General features: G+C 64.0%; 25 protein-coding genes and 1 riboswitch. Of the genes, 19 read left to right on the top strand and 6 right to left on the bottom strand.

The genetic code is table 11. From position 1 onward, the window contains the following. Positions 1-87: 87 nt before the first annotated feature. A complete protein-coding gene (rluD, locus tag AB5Y48_RS19445; RefSeq protein ID WP_050667896.1) occupies positions 88-1,068 on the bottom strand; it encodes a 23S rRNA pseudouridine(1911/1915/1917) synthase RluD in 981 nt (326 codons plus the stop codon). A 117-nt stretch (positions 1,069-1,185) separates the two neighbouring features. On the opposite strand from rluD, the gene AB5Y48_RS19440 reads away from it, so the two are divergent. After that, positions 1,186-1,941 carry an outer membrane protein assembly factor BamD gene (locus AB5Y48_RS19440; RefSeq protein ID WP_224163030.1) on the top strand — a complete coding sequence of 252 codons (756 nt, stop codon included), beginning with the start codon at positions 1,186-1,188 and terminating at the stop codon, positions 1,939-1,941. Positions 1,942-2,009: 68 nt separating this feature from the next. On the opposite strand, the gene AB5Y48_RS19435 is transcribed toward AB5Y48_RS19440, so the two are convergent. Both AB5Y48_RS19435 and AB5Y48_RS19430 read right to left on the bottom strand, forming a co-directional pair. Next, entirely contained in the window at positions 2,010-3,299 is a 1,290-nt protein-coding gene (locus AB5Y48_RS19435) for a serine dehydratase subunit alpha family protein (RefSeq protein ID WP_368165505.1), read from the bottom strand. Continuing rightward, a complete protein-coding gene (locus AB5Y48_RS19430; RefSeq protein WP_368165504.1) occupies positions 3,280-3,996 on the bottom strand; it encodes a transcriptional regulator in 717 nt (238 codons plus the stop codon). Before AB5Y48_RS19430 ends, AB5Y48_RS19435 begins: the two co-directional genes overlap by 20 nt. Positions 3,997-4,450: 454 nt before the next feature. Between AB5Y48_RS19430 and AB5Y48_RS19425 the strand changes: the two genes are divergently transcribed. The 4 genes from AB5Y48_RS19425 (at position 4,451) to AB5Y48_RS19410 (ending at position 6,238) form a co-directional block, all read left to right on the top strand. Then, the gene (locus AB5Y48_RS19425; protein WP_168929925.1) at positions 4,451-4,624 is read left to right on the top strand and encodes a hypothetical protein; all 174 of its coding nucleotides are present in this window, start codon (positions 4,451-4,453) and stop codon (positions 4,622-4,624) included. Between the two features lie 171 nt (positions 4,625-4,795). Continuing rightward, positions 4,796-5,161, top strand: a complete 366-nt coding sequence (locus tag AB5Y48_RS19420; protein WP_368165503.1) for a cytochrome b562 — start codon at positions 4,796-4,798, stop codon at positions 5,159-5,161. Further along, on the top strand, positions 5,142-5,666 hold the full coding sequence (locus AB5Y48_RS19415) for a cytochrome b/b6 domain-containing protein (protein WP_050667900.1): 525 nt from the start codon (positions 5,142-5,144) through the stop codon (positions 5,664-5,666). Before AB5Y48_RS19420 ends, AB5Y48_RS19415 begins: the two co-directional genes overlap by 20 nt. Positions 5,667-5,728: 62 nt before the next feature. Next, positions 5,729-6,238 (top strand): NUDIX domain-containing protein, encoded by a 510-nt coding sequence (locus AB5Y48_RS19410; RefSeq protein ID WP_368165502.1) that lies wholly within the window; start codon positions 5,729-5,731, stop codon positions 6,236-6,238. Here AB5Y48_RS19410 and AB5Y48_RS19405 read toward each other — a convergent pair. From AB5Y48_RS19405 to AB5Y48_RS19395, 3 genes are all read right to left on the bottom strand, one after another. After that, positions 6,235-6,696, bottom strand: a complete 462-nt coding sequence (locus tag AB5Y48_RS19405) for a tetratricopeptide repeat protein (protein ID WP_050667902.1) — start codon at positions 6,694-6,696, stop codon at positions 6,235-6,237. The genes AB5Y48_RS19410 and AB5Y48_RS19405 overlap by 4 nt on opposite strands. After that, complete coding sequence (locus tag AB5Y48_RS19400; protein ID WP_224161111.1) at positions 6,693-7,727, bottom strand: nitronate monooxygenase family protein; 1,035 nt, start codon at positions 7,725-7,727, stop codon at positions 6,693-6,695. Before AB5Y48_RS19400 ends, AB5Y48_RS19405 begins: the two co-directional genes overlap by 4 nt. Positions 7,728-7,791: 64 nt before the next feature. Next, entirely contained in the window at positions 7,792-8,418 is a 627-nt protein-coding gene (locus AB5Y48_RS19395) for a ribonuclease (RefSeq protein WP_050665416.1), read from the bottom strand. A gap of 204 nt (positions 8,419-8,622) precedes the next feature. On the opposite strand from AB5Y48_RS19395, the gene AB5Y48_RS19390 reads away from it, so the two are divergent. The 14 genes from AB5Y48_RS19390 (at position 8,623) to AB5Y48_RS19325 (ending at position 22,161) form a co-directional block, all read left to right on the top strand. Continuing rightward, on the top strand, positions 8,623-9,477 hold the full coding sequence (locus tag AB5Y48_RS19390) for a FliM/FliN family flagellar motor switch protein (protein WP_050665417.1): 855 nt from the start codon (positions 8,623-8,625) through the stop codon (positions 9,475-9,477). Positions 9,478-9,481: 4 nt separating this feature from the next. Then, on the top strand, positions 9,482-9,859 hold the full coding sequence (gene lfiN / locus AB5Y48_RS19385) for a lateral flagellar motor switch protein LfiN (protein WP_050665418.1): 378 nt from the start codon (positions 9,482-9,484) through the stop codon (positions 9,857-9,859). Continuing rightward, positions 9,859-10,590 (top strand): flagellar type III secretion system pore protein FliP, encoded by a 732-nt coding sequence (fliP, locus tag AB5Y48_RS19380; protein WP_050665419.1) that lies wholly within the window; start codon positions 9,859-9,861, stop codon positions 10,588-10,590. The genes lfiN and fliP overlap by 1 nt, the downstream gene beginning before the upstream one ends. Before the next feature lies 1 nt (position 10,591). Further along, positions 10,592-10,861 (top strand): lateral flagellar biosynthetic protein LfiQ, encoded by a 270-nt coding sequence (gene lfiQ, locus AB5Y48_RS19375; RefSeq protein ID WP_050665420.1) that lies wholly within the window; start codon positions 10,592-10,594, stop codon positions 10,859-10,861. After that, entirely contained in the window at positions 10,858-11,640 is a 783-nt protein-coding gene (gene lfiR, locus AB5Y48_RS19370) for a lateral flagellar biosynthetic protein LfiR (protein ID WP_060587382.1), read from the top strand. The genes lfiQ and lfiR overlap by 4 nt, the downstream gene beginning before the upstream one ends. Beyond that, the gene (gene flhB / locus AB5Y48_RS19365) at positions 11,637-12,770 is read left to right on the top strand and encodes a flagellar biosynthesis protein FlhB (protein ID WP_050665422.1); all 1,134 of its coding nucleotides are present in this window, start codon (positions 11,637-11,639) and stop codon (positions 12,768-12,770) included. The genes lfiR and flhB overlap by 4 nt, the downstream gene beginning before the upstream one ends. Before the next feature lie 3 nt (positions 12,771-12,773). Further along, positions 12,774-14,849 carry a lateral flagellar biosynthesis protein LfhA gene (gene lfhA / locus AB5Y48_RS19360; protein WP_050665423.1) on the top strand — a complete coding sequence of 692 codons (2,076 nt, stop codon included), beginning with the start codon at positions 12,774-12,776 and terminating at the stop codon, positions 14,847-14,849. A 200-nt stretch (positions 14,850-15,049) separates the two neighbouring features. Next, a riboswitch (cyclic di-GMP riboswitch) is annotated at positions 15,050-15,139 on the top strand. Positions 15,140-15,249: 110 nt separating this feature from the next. After that, positions 15,250-16,626, top strand: coding sequence for a sigma-54 dependent transcriptional regulator (locus tag AB5Y48_RS19355; RefSeq protein WP_368165501.1), 1,377 nt, complete (start codon positions 15,250-15,252; stop codon positions 16,624-16,626). A gap of 10 nt (positions 16,627-16,636) precedes the next feature. Continuing rightward, a complete protein-coding gene (locus tag AB5Y48_RS19350; protein ID WP_082177902.1) occupies positions 16,637-16,963 on the top strand; it encodes a flagellar hook-basal body complex protein FliE in 327 nt (108 codons plus the stop codon). Positions 16,964-17,044: 81 nt separating this feature from the next. Further along, the gene (gene fliF / locus AB5Y48_RS19345) at positions 17,045-18,712 is read left to right on the top strand and encodes a flagellar basal-body MS-ring/collar protein FliF (RefSeq protein ID WP_050665466.1); all 1,668 of its coding nucleotides are present in this window, start codon (positions 17,045-17,047) and stop codon (positions 18,710-18,712) included. After that, the gene (gene fliGL / locus AB5Y48_RS19340; protein ID WP_050665424.1) at positions 18,705-19,733 is read left to right on the top strand and encodes a lateral flagellar motor switch protein FliGL; all 1,029 of its coding nucleotides are present in this window, start codon (positions 18,705-18,707) and stop codon (positions 19,731-19,733) included. Before fliF ends, fliGL begins: the two co-directional genes overlap by 8 nt. 10 nt (positions 19,734-19,743) lie before the next feature. After that, positions 19,744-20,430 carry a FliH/SctL family protein gene (locus tag AB5Y48_RS19335; protein WP_136614267.1) on the top strand — a complete coding sequence of 229 codons (687 nt, stop codon included), beginning with the start codon at positions 19,744-19,746 and terminating at the stop codon, positions 20,428-20,430. Beyond that, on the top strand, positions 20,423-21,751 hold the full coding sequence (gene lfiI, locus AB5Y48_RS19330) for a lateral flagellar FliI-like assembly ATPase LfiI (RefSeq protein ID WP_050665426.1): 1,329 nt from the start codon (positions 20,423-20,425) through the stop codon (positions 21,749-21,751). Before AB5Y48_RS19335 ends, lfiI begins: the two co-directional genes overlap by 8 nt. After that, positions 21,751-22,161 (top strand): flagellar protein, encoded by a 411-nt coding sequence (locus AB5Y48_RS19325; protein WP_050665427.1) that lies wholly within the window; start codon positions 21,751-21,753, stop codon positions 22,159-22,161. Before lfiI ends, AB5Y48_RS19325 begins: the two co-directional genes overlap by 1 nt. Position 22,162 lies beyond the last annotated feature (1 nt).

Here is a 22,162-nt window from a genome sequence, read left to right as displayed (position 1 = left end):
GGTCGAGGTCATCGACCATAGCGGTTGCCAGGGGCGGGAGCAATAGAAAACGGGGCCCGTGAGGCCCCGTCGCGCAGTGTTGGCGGCTTACATCCAGACCAGATCGTCCGGGTTGGCCTCGGTGTCGGCGCGCAGCACCTCCATCAGGTCCACCATGTCCCGGGGAGTGGAGGAGTGCCACTGCATCATCTCACCTGTGATGGGGTGAGCCAGTTGCAGCATGGTGGCGTGCAGGGCCTGACGGCGGAAGCCGCGCAGGGCTTCGGTCAGCTCGGGGGTGGCGTTGCGCAGGGGACGCAGGCGGCCACCGTAGACGGGATCGCCCACCAGGGGGTGCTTGATATGAGCCATATGCACGCGGATTTGGTGAGTACGGCCGGTCTCCAGACGCAGACGCAACCGGGTGTGGCCACGGAACTTCTCGTGCACCCGGTAGTGGGTCACCGAGGGGCGTCCGTTCGGGATCACGGCCATGTGGGTACGCTGGGTCGGGTGGCGGCCGATGGGGGCATCGACGGTACCACCGGCGGTCATGTGACCGATGGCGATGGCCTCGTACTCCCGGGTGATCTGGCGTGCCTGCAGGTCTTCCACCAGATGGGTCTGGGCAGGTACCGTCTTGGCGATCACCATCAGGCCCGTGGTGTCCTTGTCCAGACGGTGCACGATGCCGGCGCGGGGCACCTCGGCGATGGTGGGGTAGCGGTGGAGCAGGGCGTTGAGCACGGTACCGTCCGGGGTACCGGCACCCGGGTGAACCACCAGACCGGCCGGCTTGTCGATGACCAGAATGTGCTCATCCTCGAAGACGATGTTCAGCTCGATATTCTGGGCGTCGAAGCGGGTGTCCTCTTCCAGCTCGGCACGGATGTGCACGCTCTGCCCGGCCAGAATCTTCTCGCGCGGGGTATTGGCAATCTGACCGTCCAGGGTCACTCTGTCCTGTAAAATCCACTCTTTGATGCGGGTCCGGGAGTAGTCCGGAAAGAGTTCGGCCAGGGCCTGGTCGAGGCGCTGCCCGAATTGGTGATCCTGGAATTCACCTGTCAGTTCAATATGCTGGCTCATCTAACGTCTCTAGAGCTGGGTTATCAATTCAAAAAGAATCCGGCTATTCTAGCTTTTCTTTTAGCCAAGCATAACGGATACTTTGCCAATTTCGTGGAAATGGACCGGATGTTGTTGATGGGAAAGAAGTCTCGCCTGCTGTTATCACTGGCTCTGGCCACTGTCATGGCCACGGGTTGTTCCAGCACCAAGCCCAAGGTTCCCGACGAGCCGCCCGAGGTTCTCTACCAGAAAGCCCGCCTCAAGCTGGACGCCGGTAACTACACCAACGCCGTCGAGTTGCTCGAGGCGCTCGATTCGCGCTACCCCTTCGGTGCCTACTCCACCCAGGTGCAGTTGGACCTCATCTATGCCTACTACAAGCAGGATGACAACGCCCAGGCGATCGCCAATATCGACCGCTTCATTCGTCTGAACCCGGCGCACAAGAACATCGACTACGTCTACTACATGCGTGGTCTCACCAATATGGCGGCCGACTACAACTTCTTCCAGGATCTGATGGGGATCGAGCGGGACGACAAGGATCCGGCTTATGCCCGCCAGGCCTTCCGTGACTTCAAGCTGCTCATTCAGAACTATCCCGACAGCCAGTATGCGGCCGATGCCCGTGCCCGCATGATCGGCCTGAAGAACCGCCTGGCCAAGTACGACCTGAGCGTTGCCGAGTATTACGTGCGTCGTGGTGCCCTGGTGGCCGCCGCCAACCGCGCCAAGCAGCTGGTGGAAGAGTTCCCGGATACCCCCCAGACCGAGCAGGCGCTGGAGATCATGGTCAAATCCTACGATCACCTCAAACTGCCGGAGATGGCGCGCCATGCCCGTGAGGTATTGGCCAAGAACTACCCGGATAACCGTCTCGGCCGCAGTTAAGCGTCCTTCCCGCTAAAAAAACCGGAGCTTATGCTCCGGTTTTTTTATTCCTGCAGTCCGGCCCTGGATCAGGAGGGCTTGGCCTGCTTGTTACGCATGATGTTGATGATCTCGATGTCGGTATCCAGCATCCCCTCCTTGGAGAGGCGCCCCAGGTTGGCAATGGTCTGATCCACGTCGTCGGCCACGATCCCCTCGCTCTGGGTCACCCTCAGATTATTGATGGCGAGCAGGGAGGATTTGACCGCCGCCGAGGTGGAGGTCGAGACCTTCATGGAGCAGGCGCTGCCGGCGCCGTCGCAGATGATCCCCGAGACATCCCCGATCATGTTGTTGATACAGTGGCTGATCTGCTCGTACTGGCCACCCAGCAACCAGGTGATGGCGGCACCGGAGCCCATGGCGGCGGTGCTGGCGGCACACAGGGCCGAGAGCTTGTTCTGATAGGTCTTGATGTAGATGGCGATGAGATGGCTCATCACCAGGGCGCGGGTGAGCTGCTCGTCGCTCGCCTGGAGGAAGCGGGCGGCGGCAACCACCGGCATGGTGGCGGCGATCCCCTGGTTGCCCGAGCCCGAGTTGGACATGGCCGGCAGCATGGCGCCATCCATCCGGGCGTCCGAGGCGGCAGAGGAGAGGCGCATGGCGAGCGTCATCAGGTCATCTGACAGCAGCTTGCGCTCCACCTGCTCGGTGAGGATCTTGCCGATGCGCAGCCCATAACCTTGCAGCCCTTCGTCGGCCAGCGCCTGGTTGAGTCGTGCCGCCTCCAGGATGAAGTCGATCTCGCCAAGGGGAACGCTTAAGGAGAAGTCGACGATCTCGCGCAGTGACATGGCGGGCTTGTCCGACTTGGCCGGCTGAATCTGTACCCCGGGAGCGCTGTCTTGCTGCAGCAGCACCTCACCATCCTTCTCCATCAAGATGATGCGGGTGTGATCGGTACAGATCACCACCCGGGCCGTGTGCCCTGCCGCCTGTGCCTCGACCTCGGCATAGAGGACGTCCGGCACATCTTTGACATCCACCGAGATGGTGGGCAGCAGGCTCTTGGCGTGTGCGACCTGCTCCGGAGTGAGCAGCTTGAGCACCTCGAGCCCCCCCTGCGGGTCGCCACCGACGGCCCCCACTGCGGCTGCCACCGGCAGACCGATCATGCCGGTGCCGGGCACCCCGACCCCCATGCCGTTTTTGAACAGGTTACCGCTCACCCAGACATTCATCTGTTCGGGCTCGGCCCCCAGCAGCTGGCGGCAGTTGGCAGCGGCCAGGGCCACCGACATGGGCTCGGTGCAGCCGAGTGCCGGCACCACTTCGCGTTTGAGCAGGGTAATAAAATCAGACCAATGTTGCGTCATGGGGGGTGTTCTCTGTGTCGTGGCCGTCCTGATGCTTCGCCAGGGCAGCCTTGTGGTTGCGAATATGGAGGTAAATCGTATGCCGCGACAGGCCGAGCCTGTCGGCGACCTGTTGGGCGGCATCCTTGATGTCGAAGATGCCCTGATCGTAAAGGCGACAGACAATGGCCCGGTTGCGAGAGCCCGGTGTCAGATTGGGATCCTGATCGACCCGCGCCATTACCTGATCCACCAGATCCTCCACCGAGTGGGCGAAGGTCTCCTGCTGGGGAGCCTCATGGTGAACCGGTGTCAACGCGTGCAACAGTCCTGCCAGGGGAGCATCCAGGCTGAAGTTGACGCACAGCATGCCGACCGCCTGCCCACTGCGTGAGCGCAGGGTGACCGAGGCCGACTTCATCAGCCCCCCTTCCCGGGTCCGGGTGAAGTAGCTGCTCCACGTCTCGCCCTCGAGCGCCGTGATGCGCGAAAGGGCGAAGTCGGTGACCGGAGCCCCCTTCTTGCGACCCGTGACATGGCCGTTGGCGATCTTGACCACCGAGGCGTGCAGGTGGTCGAAGGCGTGCAACACCACCTCACAGCCCGGACCAAACAGGGCGGCCAGGGCGTCGACCACAGGTTCGAAGCTGGCGATCAGGTGGTGCGCTTCCTCGTCGAGTGACGGGGTTGCCGAGAGGGGATCAGGGGTGACTGGCATATCAACAAAAGTTTAGTTATTAAAATCGAGAGCCATGTTAAACGGCGATTTGAAGGGGTTCAATCCGCATTTTTAAGAAAGAGGGATAAAATACTCAACTTTTTGTAATGAGTCACAAGAGGAGGGCTGACTGGCTCTGTTGGATGGTTCTCGTACTGCTTCGATTAAAAAAAGTACGATATTTTGCTTGCGTTAGCGCCAACGGTTAGCGCAGAATGCCCCCGGCCCGTCAAGACGGCCCAGTTTGTGTTATCCCTGCCATACCCGCCGCCACGTTTGTCAGTTTTTCACAGCCCCGCAGTCTGAACAGGTCCGGCTCCCAATGAGGAGTCATACCGAGCCATTCCTCCCTTGCGTTATTCCGCCATTGCGGATGAGGGATCCTGAACCACGCCACCCGGGTGCCAGCCAGAAGAGGAGTCATCAAAACCGATATATTATTGCGAGTAGTACCATGAAAAAGTTAATTACCCACAAGCCGTTGCGGCGTAGCAAGCCGCTTGAACTCCCCCCCGAGGAGCCGTTTGCCCAGGCCATACTGATCCGGTTTGGCACGGCCAGTTGCGGCGGATATGCCATCGAACTCGATGGTTGCCCGGGCGAGTTCTCCATCGACGATCTCCACTGATCATCCGGCGGGTCGCAGCTCACGGCGACCTCCCCCTTCCCCTGATATTTTTTGTCAAAAAAAAGCGCAATTTTCACAAACGGTTCACCTGGTGCCGTGGCATGATGGTGCCCTGAAGTCATCGTTAGGGCTCAAGTGAGTTCTTGTTTCGTTGGATAAAAGGAAAACATCATGCTGAAAAACCTGCTGCTGCCCCTCGTTATCGGTGCCATCGCCCTGCCCGCCCTGGCAGGCGATCTCGAACAACCCATGAAGAAGATCGGCTTCAACTACAAGCAGGCACTCAAGGCCGATGATACGGCCACCATGGAGAAGCACATCCAGGCGATGAAGAGTGAAGTCGAGGAGGCCAAGGGTCGTCAGATGCCGGCCGCCAAGAAGGAGAAGTTCCTGCAGGGTCTCAATGAGGTACAAACGGAGCTGAGTGCCAGCCTGGCGGCACTGCAGGCCGGTGACGAGGCCAAGGCACGCCAGCACCTCTCCCGGGTCAATGATCTGAAGAAGGAGTATCACCAGTATGCCAAGCAGAAAGGATAACCACTTTCGCTGGGATCCCCTGGTACGCTTCGCGCACTGGGGGGTCGTCTTCTGCTGTGCGGCCAACCTCTGGTTCAACGAGCCGGGGGACCCGCTCCACGAGCGGCTCGGCTATCTGGCCATGGTGCTCATAGGGGTGCGTCTGGTGTGGGGCTTCACCTTCGCCGGCCCCCATGCCCGTTTGAAGAGCCTCTGGCCGAGCCTGGGCGAGCTGCGTCAGCAGCGTCAGGCGATGCGCGAGCGGCAGCCCCCGGCGGCGGGCCACCATGGTACCGGCAAACTGGCCGTGTGGGCCCTGTGGGGCACCATACTGGCCACGGCGTTTACCGGTTGGTTGCAAAACACCGAGCAGGGGTTTGTCTGGGGGGCCGACGAGTGGCACGAGTGGTGTACCTGGGCCCTGCAAGGATTGATCGCCCTGCATCTGGTGGCGATCTTGCTCACCTCCTGGCGCCAGCGCAGTAATCTTGTGCTGCGCATGCTGCCCGGCAAGGGGGTTCGCTAGCCTCCCGCGGAGCGGGGTGGTTGTGGCACACTGGGGGTCTGTCGAGCCCTTGGACCCTCACCATGCCCTTCTGCCCCTCCTGCGGTCACCCCTCTTTGCAGCGACTCGATGACAAGGAGTTGCGCTGCCCCTGCGGATTTCACTACTTCCAGAATGTGGCGGCCGCCGTCATGGTGGCGCTCTGCTGGCAGGATCGCGTGCTGGTGGCGGTGCGCGGACGCGAGCCGGGCAAGGGGTTGTGGGATCTGCCGGGCGGCTTCGTCGATCCGGACGAGTCGCTGGAGCAGGCGCTGCTCCGCGAGCTCGACGAGGAGACCGGTTGGCGCCCCCGGGGAATCTTGCCCCGCTATCTGGGCTCCTTTCCCAACACCTATCCCTATGACGGTATCGTCTACAAGACCTGCGACACCCTGTTTGCCCTTTCACTGCCCGAACCCCCTCCGGTGCAGGCGGCCGACGATGTGGCCGAGCTGCGCTGGGTCACCAGAGCCGAGCTGGTACCCGAGCGTTTCGCCTTCGAATCGACCCGCAGGGGGATTGCGCTGCTGCTCTCCCGTATTGAGCCCGACTAGTTGATCTGCTGGCCCAGTGAGCGGCAGTGGCTTGCCAGCGCCGGGTCGGCGCTGGTTTGCCCCAGCAGGGTGAGCAGGCGTCTTATGGCCGGTCCGGGCAGTTGTGCCTCCAGCTCGCTGATGGCCAGGAAGAGGGCAAATTCCCGGGCCTCGGGAAAGCGCTTCATCCCCGCTTCCAGCACCCGGCGCGACTCGGGAAAGCGACCCAGCTGCCGCAGCACACACCCCAGAGCCAGTTGGGCGGCCCGCCACTCCTCACGGGGCAGGCCGATGGCGATCGCCTGGCGATAGTAGGATTCCGCCTCCGACTCCCGGCCGAGTTGCTCGCAGATGCCCGCCAACGTCTGGCAGACCCGGGCATCCTCTGGTTGGCCGCACAGGGCCTGTTTGCCAATGGTCAGGGCCAGATCCAGCTCCCCCTCGTGGCAGAGTCGCTCCATCTCGGCTCGCAGGGTCATGACCACCCCTCGGCCAGCATGGCAACGATGGCGGCGGCGGGGCCCGGGCGGCAGGCACAGAAGCCCTGGCCGGCCCAGAGCGGGCTGTAGTCATCCTCGCCTCTGGCCTCGGCGGCGGCGCGCAGGGGCGCCAGGGCCTGCGCCGCATGGGGGAAGGGGGGGGCCAGTGGCGAGAGGGGATCGAGATGGCGCATCAGGCCATTGACCAAGCCTCTGGCCGGTCGACCGGTGAAGAGGGTGGTGAGGGCGGTGTGGCGCGCCCGATCGCCGAGGGCGGCCCGATGGAGCGGGGAGGTGGTCGCCTCGTCGCAGAGCAGAAACGCCGTCCCGGCCTGGACACCGCTCGCCCCCAGGGTCAGTGCGGCCCGCACCCCCCGGGCATCCATGATGCCACCGGCGGCGATGACGGGGATACGCACGGCATCAACCATGGCCGGCAGCAGGGTGAAGAGGCCGTCATGGAGGGTGAGATCCTCAGACAGGAAGTGGCCCCTGTGCCCCCCCGCCTCCAGCCCCTGGGCGATGATGATGTCTGCGCCGTGCGCCTCCAGCCAGCGCGCCTCGGCCACCGTGGTCGCCGAGGAGAGCACCTTGCCTCCCCATTGTTTGATCCTCTCTATCTGCTCGGCAGAGGGGAGCCCGAAGTGAAAGCTCACCAGCGCAGGACGGTAATCCGCCAGGATGGCGGCCTGCTGCTCGGTGAAGGGGTGGCGTCCACTCGAGGGGATGGCGCACTCCTGGGGGAGCCCCAGTTGCTGGTAGGCCGGGGCCAGGGCGTGGCGCCAGCGGGCCAGGCGGCTTGCCTCGGGGGGGCCCTGGCGGTGGCAGAAGAAGTTGACGTTGAAGGGCCGTTCGGTGTGCGTCTTCATCCATTCCAGCTGCTGACGCAGCTGATCCGGGGTAAGCATGGCCGCCGGCAGGGAGCCGATGGCGCCGGCCTCGCAGACGGCCAGGGCCAGGCGATGATCCTGCACGCCGGCCATGGGGGCCTGAATGAGGGGCAGGGGGCCTGGTAGTGTGTTTAGCGTCATCTTGCCTCCGTGTATCGATCCATCAATCACCCTGCAGGCAGGCTATCTCATCCGGCAGGCCCTGTCAGCGCACGCTGCGCATCAGAAAACTGCCCTGGGCACAGAGCCGCTGCTCCCGCTGACGCATCTCGATGGAGCAGGCTCTGGGCTGTTTGCCATCCGGCGCGAGGCAGAGGTAGAGCTCCTTGAGAAAACGTCCGCCCACGCTGCAGCTGAGCGTGATGCTCTCGGGGGGCAACCAGGGATTGGCGGCGACCAGGTCTGCACGCAGCTGGTCCGGACTGCGGCGCAGGGGCTGGGCCATAGCCCGGTAGGGGTCGGGTATGACGACCTTCTGCCGCAGGGTATCGGCCAGACGATGGTACTCCTGCTGGCTCAGGCCCGAGCAGGTACCGTGTTTGCGCCACTCGTGGCGATAGAGGTGCGAACTGGGGTAGAGATCGGGGAACTGGCGCGCCATGGCCGGATCCCAACGCTCATTGCCACAGTCGGCGGGGTAGCCCCGCTCGAACTGGGGCCAGAGCCCGTGTACGACAAAGCCATAGTCGCGTCCGCACTGGGGCGTATCCGGCCGGCTGGCACAGTGTTCCGGCGACCAGGAGAGCGCCAGGGCATAGAAGTCGAAGGGGACCTCGGCGGCGCGGGTACCCAGGGGAAGAAGCAGGGCGAGGACCAGCAGCAGGGGGGGCATGGAAAACTCCTGAACGGTGGAGAGAACATGTTATCCGTTTGGGGCAGGGGCACAAAGGGATGAGTAGGGATATCGCGCTTTTTATGTGCTGACATGGTGGCGCTGTGGAATTTGTAATAAAGTTGCGCCCCACATCTGGTCGCTCTCCATCCAAGCGTCTCTTTTCGGATGCGTATCCCTTCAACCCGGATCAAGGTCGTCTTCATGCCATCCACATTCACCCGCTCAGCCCTCATTCCGGCCGACCTGGGCGCCACCCTGCCTCGCTACGATCTGTTCGGGCGAGAGCGGGCCGAACAGGCCAGGCTCAACGGTTTCAACAGCATGCTCAGCCAGGTCGCCGCGCCGCTATCGGCCTGCCTGAGCCAGTTGTTCAACAATGCCGACTGCGAGTTGCGGCTCTCTCCCTTCGTCGCCGCGGCTCAACCCGACGGGGAGGAGCCGCGGGTCTGGCTGCAGGCCCGTGCGGCCGGAGCCTCTGTGCCCCTGGCCTGGTTTGCCATCACGCCGGCGACCCTCTATCGCCTGGCGATCCTCTTCTTCGGGGGCAGTCTCCAGCCCGGCTCTCAGGTGGCGGTGCAGAAGAATCCGAGCGACTCTGAGCTGCGCCTCTATCAGCGCCTCTGCCGCTATCAGATGGAAAACCTCTCCAGCGCCCTGGGGTGGGGTGAACTGGGATGGGAGCTGACGCCGGCCACGCCCCCCGAGGGACCCCTCTGGTCCAGCGAAGGGGTGCTTCAGCTCGGCGAGCATCGCCAGAGCTGGCAGGTGTGGTGGCGCCCGCCGGTCGATGAAGAGAAAGAGAGTACCCAGACGAGCGATCTGGCTGACAAATTGCATGAGGCGCTGCCCCATACCCCGGTGCGGCTCAGGGTGGTCATGGCCCAGATGCAGATGACCCTGGCCGAACTGGAGGATCTCAAGGTGGGCGAGGTGCTGGCCCTCGACATGTTCGAGTCGATGCCCGCGCTCGTCGGCCATCGTCCCTGCCTGCGGGGGCGGGTGGCCGAGCAGGGGGGTAGCCTGGTGTATCAAGTGAATGCGGTGGCAGAGGAGTAAAGCGATGAGTGAGGAACAGAACCACGATTTCCTGGAGTTTGACGGCCTGGATCAACTCTTTGATGACGAGTTGGGGCTGCCGGATGCCCGCCAGGAGAGCGTGGCACAAGCCGCCACCCCGCCTCGGGACCTCTCCTTCTTCCGTCATATCCCGGTCAAGGTCACTCTGGAGGTTGCCAGTGCCGAGGTGTCGCTTGGCGAGCTGATGCAGGTGGTGCCGGGGGCCGTGATCGAGCTCGACAAGATGGCCGGCGAGGCACTGGATGTGAGGGTCAACGGCCGCTTGCTGGCCCGTGGCGAAGTGGTGGTGGTCAACGGCAAGTATGGCCTGCGGCTGGTCGAGGTCCTCGATACCGCCATGCTGGGTGGCGCAAACGACTGATGCGTATCTGGTGCTTGCTCCTGCTGGTGCTGGGGATGCCGGCCTGGGGGACGGATCTGACCCTCTTCTCGGTCACGCCGGGGGCGGCAGGGGGCGAGGAGTACAACATCAAGCTGCAGATCCTGCTCTTGATGACCCTGCTTGGTCTGCTGCCCACCCTGCTGCTGATGATGACCAGCTTCACCCGCATCATCATAGTGCTGGCGATCCTGCGCCAGGCACTCGGTCTGCAGCAGAGCCCGCCCAACCGGGTCTTGATCGGCATCAGCCTGATCCTGACCCTGGTGATCATGCGTCCGGTCTGGACCGACATTCACCAGCATGCCTTCCTCCCCTTCGATCGGGAGGAAATCACGCTTCCGCAGGCACTGGAGAGGGCGGAACAACCCCTGCGTACCTTCATGCTGGCACAGACCCGGGAGGCCGATCTCGAGCAGATGCTGCGCATCGCCGGTGAGGCGACCCGGATGGAGAAGAAAGATGTGCCCTTCGGCATCCTGGTGCCTGCCTATGTGTTGAGCGAGCTCAACACGGCGTTTCAGATTGGTTTCATGCTCTTCATCCCCTTCCTGGTGATCGATCTGGTGGTGGCCAGCGTGTTGATGGCGATGGGGATGATGATGCTCTCCCCCCTCATCATCTCCCTGCCCTTCAAGTTGATGGTCTTCGTGCTGGTGGATGGCTGGGCCATGACGGTGGGCACCCTGGCTGCCAGTTTCAGCGGAGGTTGAGATGTCACCCGAGCAGAGCGTGTCCCTCATCGGCGGGGCGGTCAATCTGGTGGTGATCATGGTCTGCGTGCTGGTGGTGCCGGGCCTGCTGGTGGGCCTGGTGGTGAGCGTCTTTCAGGCGGCGACCCAGATCCAGGAGCAGACCTTGAGCTTCCTGCCCCGCTTCGTGGTGACCCTGCTCACCCTGGTGTTCACCGGTAACTGGCTGGTGGCCAAGCTGGTGGCCCTGTTTCACGACATCTTCCAGAATGTGCCGGGCCTGATTGGATGAGTTCCCTCGTCAGTGTCAGCGCCGCCGACCTGACCGCCTGGCTGGGCCAGTGGTGGTGGCCCTTCGTTCGCCTTGGCTCCGCCTTCTGGGTGATGCCGGTCTATGGCGATGGCCGTATCACCCCCCGGGTGCGCCTCTTTCTCGCCTTCGCCATCAGCCTGGCTCTGGCTCCCATGATGAAGGCGATGCCCGCCTTTGACCCCTTCTCGCTCTCGGCTCTGGTCCTCTCCATCGAGCAGGTGATCTTCGGCCTGCTGTTTGGCCTCTGTGTGCAACTGCTCTTCATGGTGATGACCCTGGCGGGCCAGATCATGTCGATGCAGATGGGGTTGGCCATGGCGGTGATGAATGACCCCTCCCACGGCGACTCGGCCCCCATCATCAGCCAGCTGATGCTCATCTTCTGTACCCTGCTCTTCCTCGGCCTGAACGGGCATCTGGCGGTGCTCGACATCCTGGTGCAGAGCCTCTATCGCTGGCCGCCGGGCACCTCCCTCTATCGCCTCGATCTGGGGATGGTGGTGGGGTTGCTCGGCTGGAGTATCGGTGCCGCCCTGATCCTGACGTTGCCCGCCGTGGTGGCCATGTTGATGGTCAACCTCTCGTTCGGGGTGATGAACCGCTCGGCCCCCTCCCTCAACATCTTCTCTCTGGGCTTTCCCATGACCCTGTTGCTCGGGCTGCTGACCATGGCCATCTCCATCAGCGGGGTGCCGGATCGCTATCTGGACCTGGTGACCCATGTGCTTGACGTGCTGCGGGGGCTGACCCCCTCATGAGTCAGGCCAGCGCCCAGGACAAGACTGAACAGGCCTCCCCCCAGAAGCTGCGCAAGGCCCGGGAAGAGGGGCAGATCGCCCGCTCCAAGGAGTTGGGCTCGGCGGGGCTCTTGCTGCTCGGTGGCATGGTGATGCAGTGGATGGTGCCGAGTTTCGGTCTCTTCTTCGGCGAGCTGATGCGCCAGCCCCTGCGCTTTGACTGGCACCAGAACGATCCTTCCATGATGCTGCGCGCCTTCGGTGAGGCACTGCTCGGCATGACGGGTGTCCTGCTACCCCTCTTTGCCGTGTTGGGGCTGCTGATGATAGGGCTGGGTTCGGTACCCGGCGGCATGGTGCTGGTGTGGAAGAACGTCATGCCCAAGGGGGAGAAGCTCAACCCCTTGAGCGGTCTCAAGCGGATGTGCTCCACCCACAGCCTGATGGAGCTGGTGAAATCCATTCTCAAGATCACCCTGATAGGCGGGGTGTTGGCCCTGCTGTTGCAGCACTACTGGCCAACCCTGCTGATGATGAATCGCATGCCCCCGCGGGCGGCCATGGAGCTCTCCCTGCGCCTGCTCTCCCAGGCCTTCATCATATTGGGTGGTGTGCAGATGCTGATCGCCGTGCTCGATGTTCCCTATCAGCGCTGGTCTCTCAACAAGCAGTTGAAGATGACCAAGCAGGAGGTGAAGGATGAGCGCAAGAACAGTGAAGGGAGTCCGGAGATCAAGGGCAAGATCCGCCAGGTGCAGATGATGATGGCGCGGGCCCGTATCGAGCAGCGGGTGCCCACCGCCGATGTGATCATCACCAACCCGACCCACTACGCCGTGGCGATCCGTTACGATCCGGCCAAGGCCAATGCTCCCTATGTGGTCGCCAAGGGGATCGACTCCATGGCGGCGCGGATCCGCCAGGTCGGGGAGCAGCACGGCAAGACCATCATGGCCCTGCCCGAGCTGACCCGGGCCATCTATCACTCCACCCGTATCGATCAGGAGGTGCCGGCCGGGCTCTACACCGCCGTCGCCTATGTACTGAACCATGTCCTGCAACTGCAGGCTTACCGGACCGGGCGTGGCAAGAAACCCGCCGCCCTGGCTCCGCTCTATGTTCCTCCCGAGCTGCGTCAACCAGAGAGGTAAGCCGTGAACTGGCGTGTTCTGACCCACTCCTATACAGGTATCCCACTCATGCTGCTGGCGGTGCTGGCCATGATGATCCTGCCCCTGCCGGGCTGGCTGCTGGATGCCCTGTTTACCTTCAACATCGTCCTGGCCGTGCTGGTGCTGCTGGTCTCGGTCTCGACGCGGCGCCCCCTCGACTTCTCGGTCTTCCCCACCGTCTTGCTGGTGGCGACCCTGATGCGGCTCTCCCTCAACGTGGCCTCGACCCGGGTGGTACTGCTCAACGGCCACGAGGGCAATGACGCCGCCGGTAAGGTGATCCAGGCCTTCGGTGAGGTGGTCATCGGCGGCAACTATGTGGTGGGCCTGGTGGTCTTCATCATCCTGATGATCATCAACTTCGTGGTCATCACCAAGGGGGGAGAGCGGATCTCCGAGGTATCGGCCCGCTTCACCTTGGATGCCCTGCCCGGCAAGCAGATGGCCATCGATGCGGATCTCAACGCCGGCATCATGGATCAGCATCAGGCGCGGGCCAGACGCCAGGAGATCGCCCGCGAGGCGGACTTCTACGGGGCGATGGACGGCGCCTCCAAGTTTGTGCGCGGGGACGCCATCGCCGGTCTCCTGGTGCTCATCATCAACCTGATCGGTGGTCTTTCCATCGGTATCTTCCAGCACGCACTGCCGGTGGCGGAAGCCTTCCAGCGCTATGCCCTGCTCACCATAGGTGACGGCCTGGTGGCCCAGATCCCCTCCCTGCTGATGTCCACCGCGGCGGCCATCATAGTGACCCGGGTCAATGACGAAGGGGAGATGACCGATCAGGTGGGCCAGCAGCTGCTCGCCTCACCCCGGGTCATCTATACCGGCGCGGCAGTGATGACCATACTCGGCCTGGTGCCCGGCATGCCGACCCTGGCCTTCCTGAGCTTCGCCGCCGTGCTGGCCTGGAGTGGCTGGCGGGTGAGCCGGCGTCAACCCGCCGCCCCCGAGCTGGAAGCGGCCGAGGAGATCGCCCGGCAGATGGATCTGCGCGAACCCCAGGGGCTGGAGTGGCAGGATCTGCCGGCCCTCGACAGTGTGGTGATCGAGCTGGGTTATCGTCTGGTCTCCCTGGCCGAGCAGGAGAAGGGGGCCGAGCTGCTCTCCCGGGTACGCGGCATTCGCAAGACCCTCTCCGAGCAATATGGCTTCCTGTTACCGGAGATCCGGGTGCGTGACAATCTGCAGCTACAGCCGGAGCAGTACAGCATCAAGCTGGCCGGCGTGGCCCTGGCCGGCGGCAGTGTGGATTGTCAGCGGCTGATGGCCATCGGCAGCAGCCAGACCTATGGAGCCCTGGACGGGGAGCTGACCCAGGATCCCGCCTTCGGCATGGAGGCGGTCTGGATCCTGCCCGATATCAAGGCCAAGGCCCTCAATCTGGGCTACTCGGTGGTCGACTCGGCCACCGTCATCGCCACCCACCTGAGCAAGTTGCTGCGGGAGCATCTGGACGAGCTGTTTGGTCACGACGAGGTGGGCAAGCTGGGGCAGCATCTGGCCACCCAGTCGCCGCGTCTCAATGAGGAGCTCAACCTGGCCCTGACCCAGATGCAGCAGCTGCGGGTCTATCGCCAGTTGCTGCGCGAGCAGGTGAGCCTGGTGGACATTCGCACCATAGCAACGACCCTGCTCGATTCGAGCGAGATCACCAAGGACCCGGTCCTGCTCGCCTCGGATGTGCGCTGTGCCCTCAAGCGCCAGCTGGTGCGCCAGGCCATCGGCCAACGGGACGTGCTGGCGACCTTCACCCTGGATGATCGCCTCGAGCAGACCCTGCTGGCCGCGCTCAGCCAGTCCCAGCAGCAGGGCAAGGTCTCCCTCGACAGCTTCCCCATCGATCCCCAACTGCTGGCCCAGCTGCAGCAGAACATGCCGCTGGTCAAGACCCAGCTGCAGCAGTTGGGGCATCCTCCCGTGCTGGTGGTGATGCCCCAGCTGCGTCCCTTGCTCTCCCGCTATGCCCGCTCCTTCTGCCGTGGGCTCAAGGTGCTCTCCTACAATGAAATCCCCGAAGAGTTGCGGGTTGATGTGGTGGGAACCCTGGGGTAAGGGTTGGGGAAAAGGGCTTCCTCACGGGGAAGCCCCAATTCCTGAACTGGACCTTGCACTCTCCTCAAAAGCCGATATGATCTGCGCCAAACGGTGACGCATAAGCCGTTAAAGACAAAATAATCAAAAGCTTAACAACTAGACGGCTGCTCTGTTAACACGCCGGTGTGCTATGCAGCACCTGCCGCAGAATGCTTGGTTGTTTGAAAAGGCAAACTGAACTGAAAGGTCAGGACGCAAAGCCTCCGGTCTAATAACGCGACAGCGTTGACGATAGCGGGGTTGCCAAGGATCAAGGACGGGTCGCCCTGTGGTGACATCGGGGCTGCATGAATACCGCCTCTCTCCTCTCTTTCGCGTGCTTCCTTTCGGTTCCCAACCTGTTGGGGTTTCCATTTTTATGCACGGTTACACGCATCATGGCGCACTCTTGCACAGTGAGCCCACTATCGCCGCTCACTCGTCCCTGCTCTGGATTGGCAGCGAGGAGGAGACCACCTTCACCGCCCCCGAGGTCACCAGGTTAGCCCGGGTCGGCTTTACCCATCTTCCCGATATCGACCAGGCGCTTGGCTGGTTATCTGCCCATTCCTGCGATCTCATCGTGCTCGATCTCACCTGCCAACCCGAGGTGTGTTGCCGGGAGATGAAGGCGCTGGTCGCCGCGCTCCCCAGCGGACGCCTCATGGTCGCCGCCAACGAGCGCCAGGGGGCTCTGGTGGCCGAGGCGATGCGCTGCGGCGCCGCCGATTACGTCATCAAGCCCTTCAGCGCGCGCCAACTGGCCGATGCCATTCAGGGCGCCCTCCTGATCGATCAGGGGGAGCCCAATCTCATCGCCGTCTCCCGCATCAGCCAGCAGCTGCTGCAACTTGCCCGCCGCGCCGCCAAGACCTCCGCCTCGGTGCTCATCGGGGGGGAGTCGGGGACCGGCAAGGAGTGTCTGGCCCGCTACATTCACGAGATGTCGGATCGTGCCGACAAGCCGTTTGTCGCCATCAACTGCGCCGCCATCCCCGAGTCGATGCTCGAATCGATCCTGTTTGGTCATGCCAAGGGGGCCTTCACCGGTGCCGTCACCGCCCAGCCCGGCAAGTTCGAGGCGGCCAACGGTGGCACTCTGCTGCTCGACGAGATCTCCGAGCTGCCCCTGCCCCTGCAGGCCAAGTTGCTGCGGGTGCTGCAGGAGCGCGAGGTGGAGCGGCTCGGCAGCCACCGCATCATCCCCCTGGACGTGCGCATCATCGCCGCCAGCAACCGGGACCTGCGCGAGCTGGTGGCTCGCGGCGAGTTTCGCGAGGATCTCTTCTATCGCCTCGATGTACTTCCTCTGGCCTGGCCTGCCCTGCGGGATCGCCCGGAGGATATTCTCCCCCTGGCCGAGCACTTCCTGGCCTGTCACGCGCCCCAGCCCGGTTACCGCTTCAGCCTGGAGGCCTCGCTGCTGCTGCAGACCTATCGCTGGCCCGGCAATGTGCGCGAGCTGGAGAATGTGATTCAGCGGGCTCTCATTATGGCGCGAGGATTGCATATTCAGCCCGCCGATCTGATGTTGCCCGGTGTCGTCGCGAGCGAGACCGAGTCGGTCGTCGTAGACGGACTCACCGAGACCCGCCGTCAGGCCGAATTCCGTTATGTGCTGGAGACCCTGCGTCGCTTCGAGGGCCATCGGGCGCGTACCGCCGAGGCATTGGGGATGACCACCCGCGCCTTGCGTTACAAGCTGGCGGCCATGCGTGAGCAGGGCATCGACATAGACCTGCAGATCCAACAATGAGGAAGTGCCCGTGAAGATCGAGATGATGACCTCCCAGGTCGCCCTGCTGAACCGGATGCAGGAGATGGAGCGAATTGCCACCCAGCCCGGGCTGCCCTTATCCGGTGTCGACACCGATCTCTCCTTTGGTCACGCCATGCGTGATGTGGTCAACCGGGTCAACGCCCAGCAGAATCTCTCCTCACGCATGATGACCGCCGTCGACACGGGGCAGAGCGACGATCTGGTGGGGGCCATGGTGGCCAGCCAGAAGGCGGGCCTCAGCTTCTCAGCCCTGATGCAGGTGCGTAACAAGCTGATGACCGGGTTCGACGACATCATGCGCATGCCGCTCTGAGGGTGATTCATGAGTGAAGTGGTAAACAACATGCCTGCCACCGGGCAGGAGCTCGATCTGCGTCAGCGCCTGGAGCAGGGGCTGAAGAAGTGGCGCAGACTCTCTCGCGACAACAAGTCGGTGCTGGCCATCGCCCTGCTGGCGGCCATCGTCGCCGGCACCATCGTCATCATCCTCTGGACCTCGAGCCAGAACTACGTCCCCCTCTACGGCAAGCAGGAGCTCTACGACACCGCCAACATCATGGAGCTGCTCGAGAAGGAGCAGGTGCCGTTCCGCCTCGAGAAGAGCTCGGGGCAGGTCTTGGTGCCGGAGAGCCAGCTGGCCCAGGTGCGGATGGCCCTGGCCGCCCGAGGGGTACGGGCCGCCATGCCGGCCGGCCTGGAAGGGCTCGGCAATGTGACGGGTCTGGGCACCAGCGAATTTATGGAAGGGGTGCGCTACCGTCATGCCCTCGAGGGAGAGCTGGCGCGCACCATCATCGCCCTGGATGCGGTGCGCAGTGCCCGGGTCCACCTGGCCATCCCCAAGCGCACCCTCTTCGTGGGGCGCGACGAGGAGAAGCCCACCGCTTCGGTCATGCTCGATCTCATCCCCGGCCAGACTCTGGATGCGGGCCAGGTGGAGGCGATCACCAACCTGGTCGCCGGCAGTATCCCCGGCATGAAGCCGGGGGCCGTCTCCGTGGTCGATCAGACCGGTCAGCTGCTCACCAGCGAAAACGGGGACAAGATGGTCTTCGGCAAGCTGAGCGTCCAGCAGATGGACTATGTGCGCAAGCTGGAGCAGTACATCCGCCAGCGGGCCAACGACATGCTGCTCCCCATGCTGGGCAGCAACAACTACCGGGTTCAGGTCGCCGCCGACGTCAACTTCAGCGCGGTGGAAGAGACCCAGGAGCAGATCGATCCCAACGGCGTGGTGACCCAGGAGAGCAGCAAGTTCGACAAGAGCGTCGACGCCCTCGCCATGGGGATCCCCGGCGCCCTCTCCAACCGACCGCCCGAGACCCAGGCCAACAAGCAGCCGGCACAAGGGAGTGAGCAGCAGGCACGCAGCAACGACTCGCGCAGCGAGCGCAGTGAACTCACCAAGAGCTATCAGAACAGCCGCTCCGTGACCCATACCCGCTATCAGCAGGGGCGTCTCGAGAAGCTCAATGTCTCTGTGCTGCTCAACAGCCAGGTCGCCCCCAAGGAGGGGTGGAACGAGACCCAGCTCGAGCAGATCCGCCAGATGGTGGAGCGGGCGGTGGGCTTCGATGCCCCGCGTGGGGATGCCATCAGCCTGCAGAGCTTCCCCTTCAGCCAGGAGGTGCTGGTGGCACCGCCTGAATCCACCTGGTGGGAATCGCCGGCTTGGCAAAACTCCCTGCGCTATCTGGTGGGGGGGCTGCTGGGTCTGGTGCTGGTCATCTTCGGCATCCGTCCCCTGGTCAAGCATCTGGTGCGCATTCACCATCCCGAGCCCGTCGTGGATGACGAGCAGGACGACGAGTCGGCCGAGCAGGCCACCGGGGCCATCGCCCACCAGCGTCGGGTTGCCGACGAGCTCGAGGCCCAGCCCATGGCTCATGGCCTGATCCGCCACGAAGGAGAGAGCGCCGCCCTGAGCGAGCTGGATCTCGCCGCCCTGCCGGAGCCGGGCTCCGAGCTCGAGGTGCAACTGCGCCATCTGCAGTTGCTGGTAGACAAGGATACGGATCGGGTCGCCGAGGTGATCAAGGCATGGGTGAGTGGCGATGAATAACATGAACTTCAATCAGGCGGCGGTCGATATCGACATCGATAACCTCGAGAAGGCCGCCATCCTGCTGCTCAGCATGGGAACCGAAGCCGCCGCCAAGGTGATGCAGAAGCTCTCCCGCGACGAGGTGCAGCGTCTCATCGGACGGATGGCCAGCATGCCGAGCGTCAGTGCCAACGAGGCGCGCTGGACCCTGCAGCAGTTCTTCTACGACTACCGTGAGCACAGCGGTATCGGCAGTGCCTCGCGGGAGTATCTGGAGCAGACCCTGGATCTGGCCCTGGGCCAGCGCCTTGCCCGCAGCCTGCTCGACAGCCTGTACGGGGATTCGGTAAGCCAGGATATTCAGCGTCTGCAGTGGGTACCGGCCGAGGTGCTGGCCCGCTTCTTCCGCAACGAACACCCCCAGATGCAGGCGGTGCTGCTCGCCTTCCTGCCGCCCCAAACCGCTTCGGCGGTGCTCGATGCCCTGCCGGCTCCCCTGCACGACGATCTGCTGCTGCGGGTCGCCAACCTCACCTCGGTGAGTGAACACGTGCTGGGTGAGCTGCGTCTGACCCTGGATCGCTGCCTCACCTTCGTGGCGGAGCAGTCCGGCGCCAAGGTCAACGGGGTCAAGCAGGCGGCCGACATCCTCAACCGCTATCAGGGCAACAAGGAGGCGATGCTGGGGCAGCTGCGCGAGTTCGACCTCGACATGGCCAAGGAGATCGAGAAGAACATGTTCGACTTCGCCACCCTGCGCCGCCAGTCCGACGAGACACTGCAGCGGCTGGTGCAGGAGCTGCCGCCCGAGTTGCTGGCGGTGGCCCTCAAGGGGGCCGAAGAGCCCCTGCGCAAGGCGGTGCTCTCCTCCATGCCCAAGCGGATGGCCCAGGCGCTCGAGGCCCAGATCCAGGATCAGGGGTCGGTCTCCCTGCGCAAGGTGGAGCAGGCCCGCGAAGAGGTGATGCAGCTGGTTCGCGAGCTGATGGAGCAGGGCGAGATCGAGTATCAGCTCTTCGAAGAGCCGACGGTGAGCTGAGGAGGGCGGCATGAGTCACAGGTTGCGCAAGCTGGCCCCCGGGGCGACCCGCCTCTATCGCTTCCCCCCGTTGCAGGGGGAGGGAGAGGAGCAGAGTCAGCAGGCCCAGTTCGAGTTCGGCTACCGGCAAGGGGTCGAGCAGGGGCTGGAGCAGGGCTATCAGGATGGCCTGACCCAGGGACGCCAGAGCGGTCATCAGGAGGGGCATCAGCAGGGATTCCAGGCGGGATACCAGCAAGGGGTCGAGCAGGGGCGTGCCGAGGGGCAGGCCCGCTTCGACGAGGCGCTGCGGCCCTTTCCGGCCCTGCAGGAGCAGCTCAGTGCCCTGGCACGGGAGAAGCTCGATGCTCAGAAGAACCTCTTGTCTCAGGTGGTGACCCAGGTCGTGCGTCGGGTCATCCAGGCCGAATTCACCCTCAATCCGGGCCAGGTGCTGCTGCAGGTGGAGCAGGCCCTCGCCGGTCTGCCGGCCGGGCAGGAGAGCGTGGCCATCTTCCTCTGTGAAGAGGATCGCCAGCGGCTGGCCGATCTGGGCATGACCGAGTGCCAGGGGTGGCCCCTTCACTCCGATCCCGCACTCTCGGTCGGTGACTGCCGGGTCGAGAGTCAGGCCGCCGTGATCGAGGCGCGCACTGACGAGCGGATCGAGACCTGTCTCGCCCAGGTGGAGCAGGTGCTGGACGACGTCCATGCATGAGGGTCTGCAGCAAGCCCTCGAGCGCCTCGGTGAGGAGACGCTGCCCACGCCGGCTCCCTTTCGTCGCTATGGCAGGCTGGTGCGGGTCACCGGCCTCACCCTGGAGGTGGTCGGCTGTCAGCTGGTGATAGGCCAGCGCTGCCAGGTCGAGGCCGCCGGGGCACAGCGCCTGATGGCCGAGGTGGTGGGCTTTAACCGTGACATCGCCTATCTGATGCCGCTGGAGCCCATGCGCGGTCTCTATGCGGGGGCCAGGGTCTTGCCGCTCGAGGGGGAAGAGACCATTCACATCGGTCCTCATCTGTTGGGGCGGGTCCTCGACGGTACCCTGGCCCCCCTCGACGGGCGCCCTCTCGAGCCGGCCGGCAGCAAGGTTCCCCTCTTCAACCTGCCCCCCAATCCCCTGCTGCGCACCCCGGTGAGCGAGCCCCTCGACGTGGGGGTGCGCGCCATCAACGGTCTGCTGACGGTGGGCAAGGGGCAGCGGCTTGGCCTGTTCGCCGGCTCCGGCGTGGGCAAGAGCATGTTGCTCGGCATGATGACGCGCAACACCACGGCGCAGGTCGTGGTGGTGGGGCTCATCGGCGAGCGGGGGCGCGAGGTGCGCGAGTTTATCGAACACAGCCTGGGGGCCGAGGGGCTGGCCCGGGCCGTGGTGATCGCGGCGCCGGCCGATCAATCTCCCCTGATGCGGCTGCGGGCGGCCCAGGTGTGCCACCGCATTGCCGAGCATTTCCGGGATCAGGGGCAGGATGTGCTGCTGCTGATGGACTCCCTCACCCGCTACGCCCAGGCTCAGCGCGAGATCGCCCTGGCCATCGGTGAGCCGCCGGCCACCCGAGGCTACCCGCCCTCCGTCTTCAGCCTGCTGACCCAGCTGGTGGAGCGGGCCGGCAACGGGGTGCATCCCCGGGGGAGCCTGAGTGCCTTCTATACGGTGCTGGCCGAGGGGGACGATCAGCAGGACCCCGTGGTCGATGCGGCTCGCGCCATCCTCGACGGCCACATAGTGCTGACCCGCCGTCTGGCCGAGGAGGGGCACTATCCGGCCATCGACATAGGTGCATCCGTGAGCCGGGTGATGACCCAGATCGTCTCCCCCGACTGGCTGCAGGCGGCGGTGCGGACCCGGCAACACTGGGGACGCTATCAGCAGGTGCGCGAGCTGTTGCCCCTGGGGGGCTATCAGGTCGGTGCCGACCCCCAGATGGACGAGGCGGTGCGTTGCTATCCGCAGATCGCCGCCTTCCTGCAGCAGGGAATCCATGAGGCCTCGCCCCTCGGTGGCGTGGTGGAACAACTCAGACAGGTGGTCGGCTGATGCTAAAACGCTATCTCACCCTGCAGCAGGACTCCCTCTCCCGTCTCGGGGAGGAGCGTCAACGCCTGCGCGAGCAGGCCGAGCGTGAGGAGCAGCGCGCCCTGCGTCTGCAGGGGGTACTCGGCGAGCTGGCTCGCCCTCCCGCCCAGCCTCACCCCCTGCTGTGGCAGAATCAGCAGCAGATGGGCCAGCAGGTGCGACGGCTGTTCGAGCATCAGGTGCAGCAGAGTGCCCTGGCCCGACTCGAGCTGGAGCGTCATGAGGCGGTGCTGCGCCATCAGTTTGGGCGGGTGAAGGGGCTGGAGCAGTTAATCTTGCGCCGGGAAGAGGGGGTGCGGCTGCGGGAGGAGCTGGGGGTTCAGCGCCAGCTTGACGAGCTTGCCACCCAGCGCTTCCTGCGCCGGGAGTGAA

This window comes from Aeromonas sp. R6-2 (assembly GCF_040908155.1).
GTDB classification, from domain to species: domain Bacteria; phylum Pseudomonadota; class Gammaproteobacteria; order Enterobacterales; family Aeromonadaceae; genus Aeromonas; species Aeromonas schubertii.
Note: the sequence above shows the minus strand (reverse complement) of the source record. Positions and strands in the feature narration are given on the sequence as shown.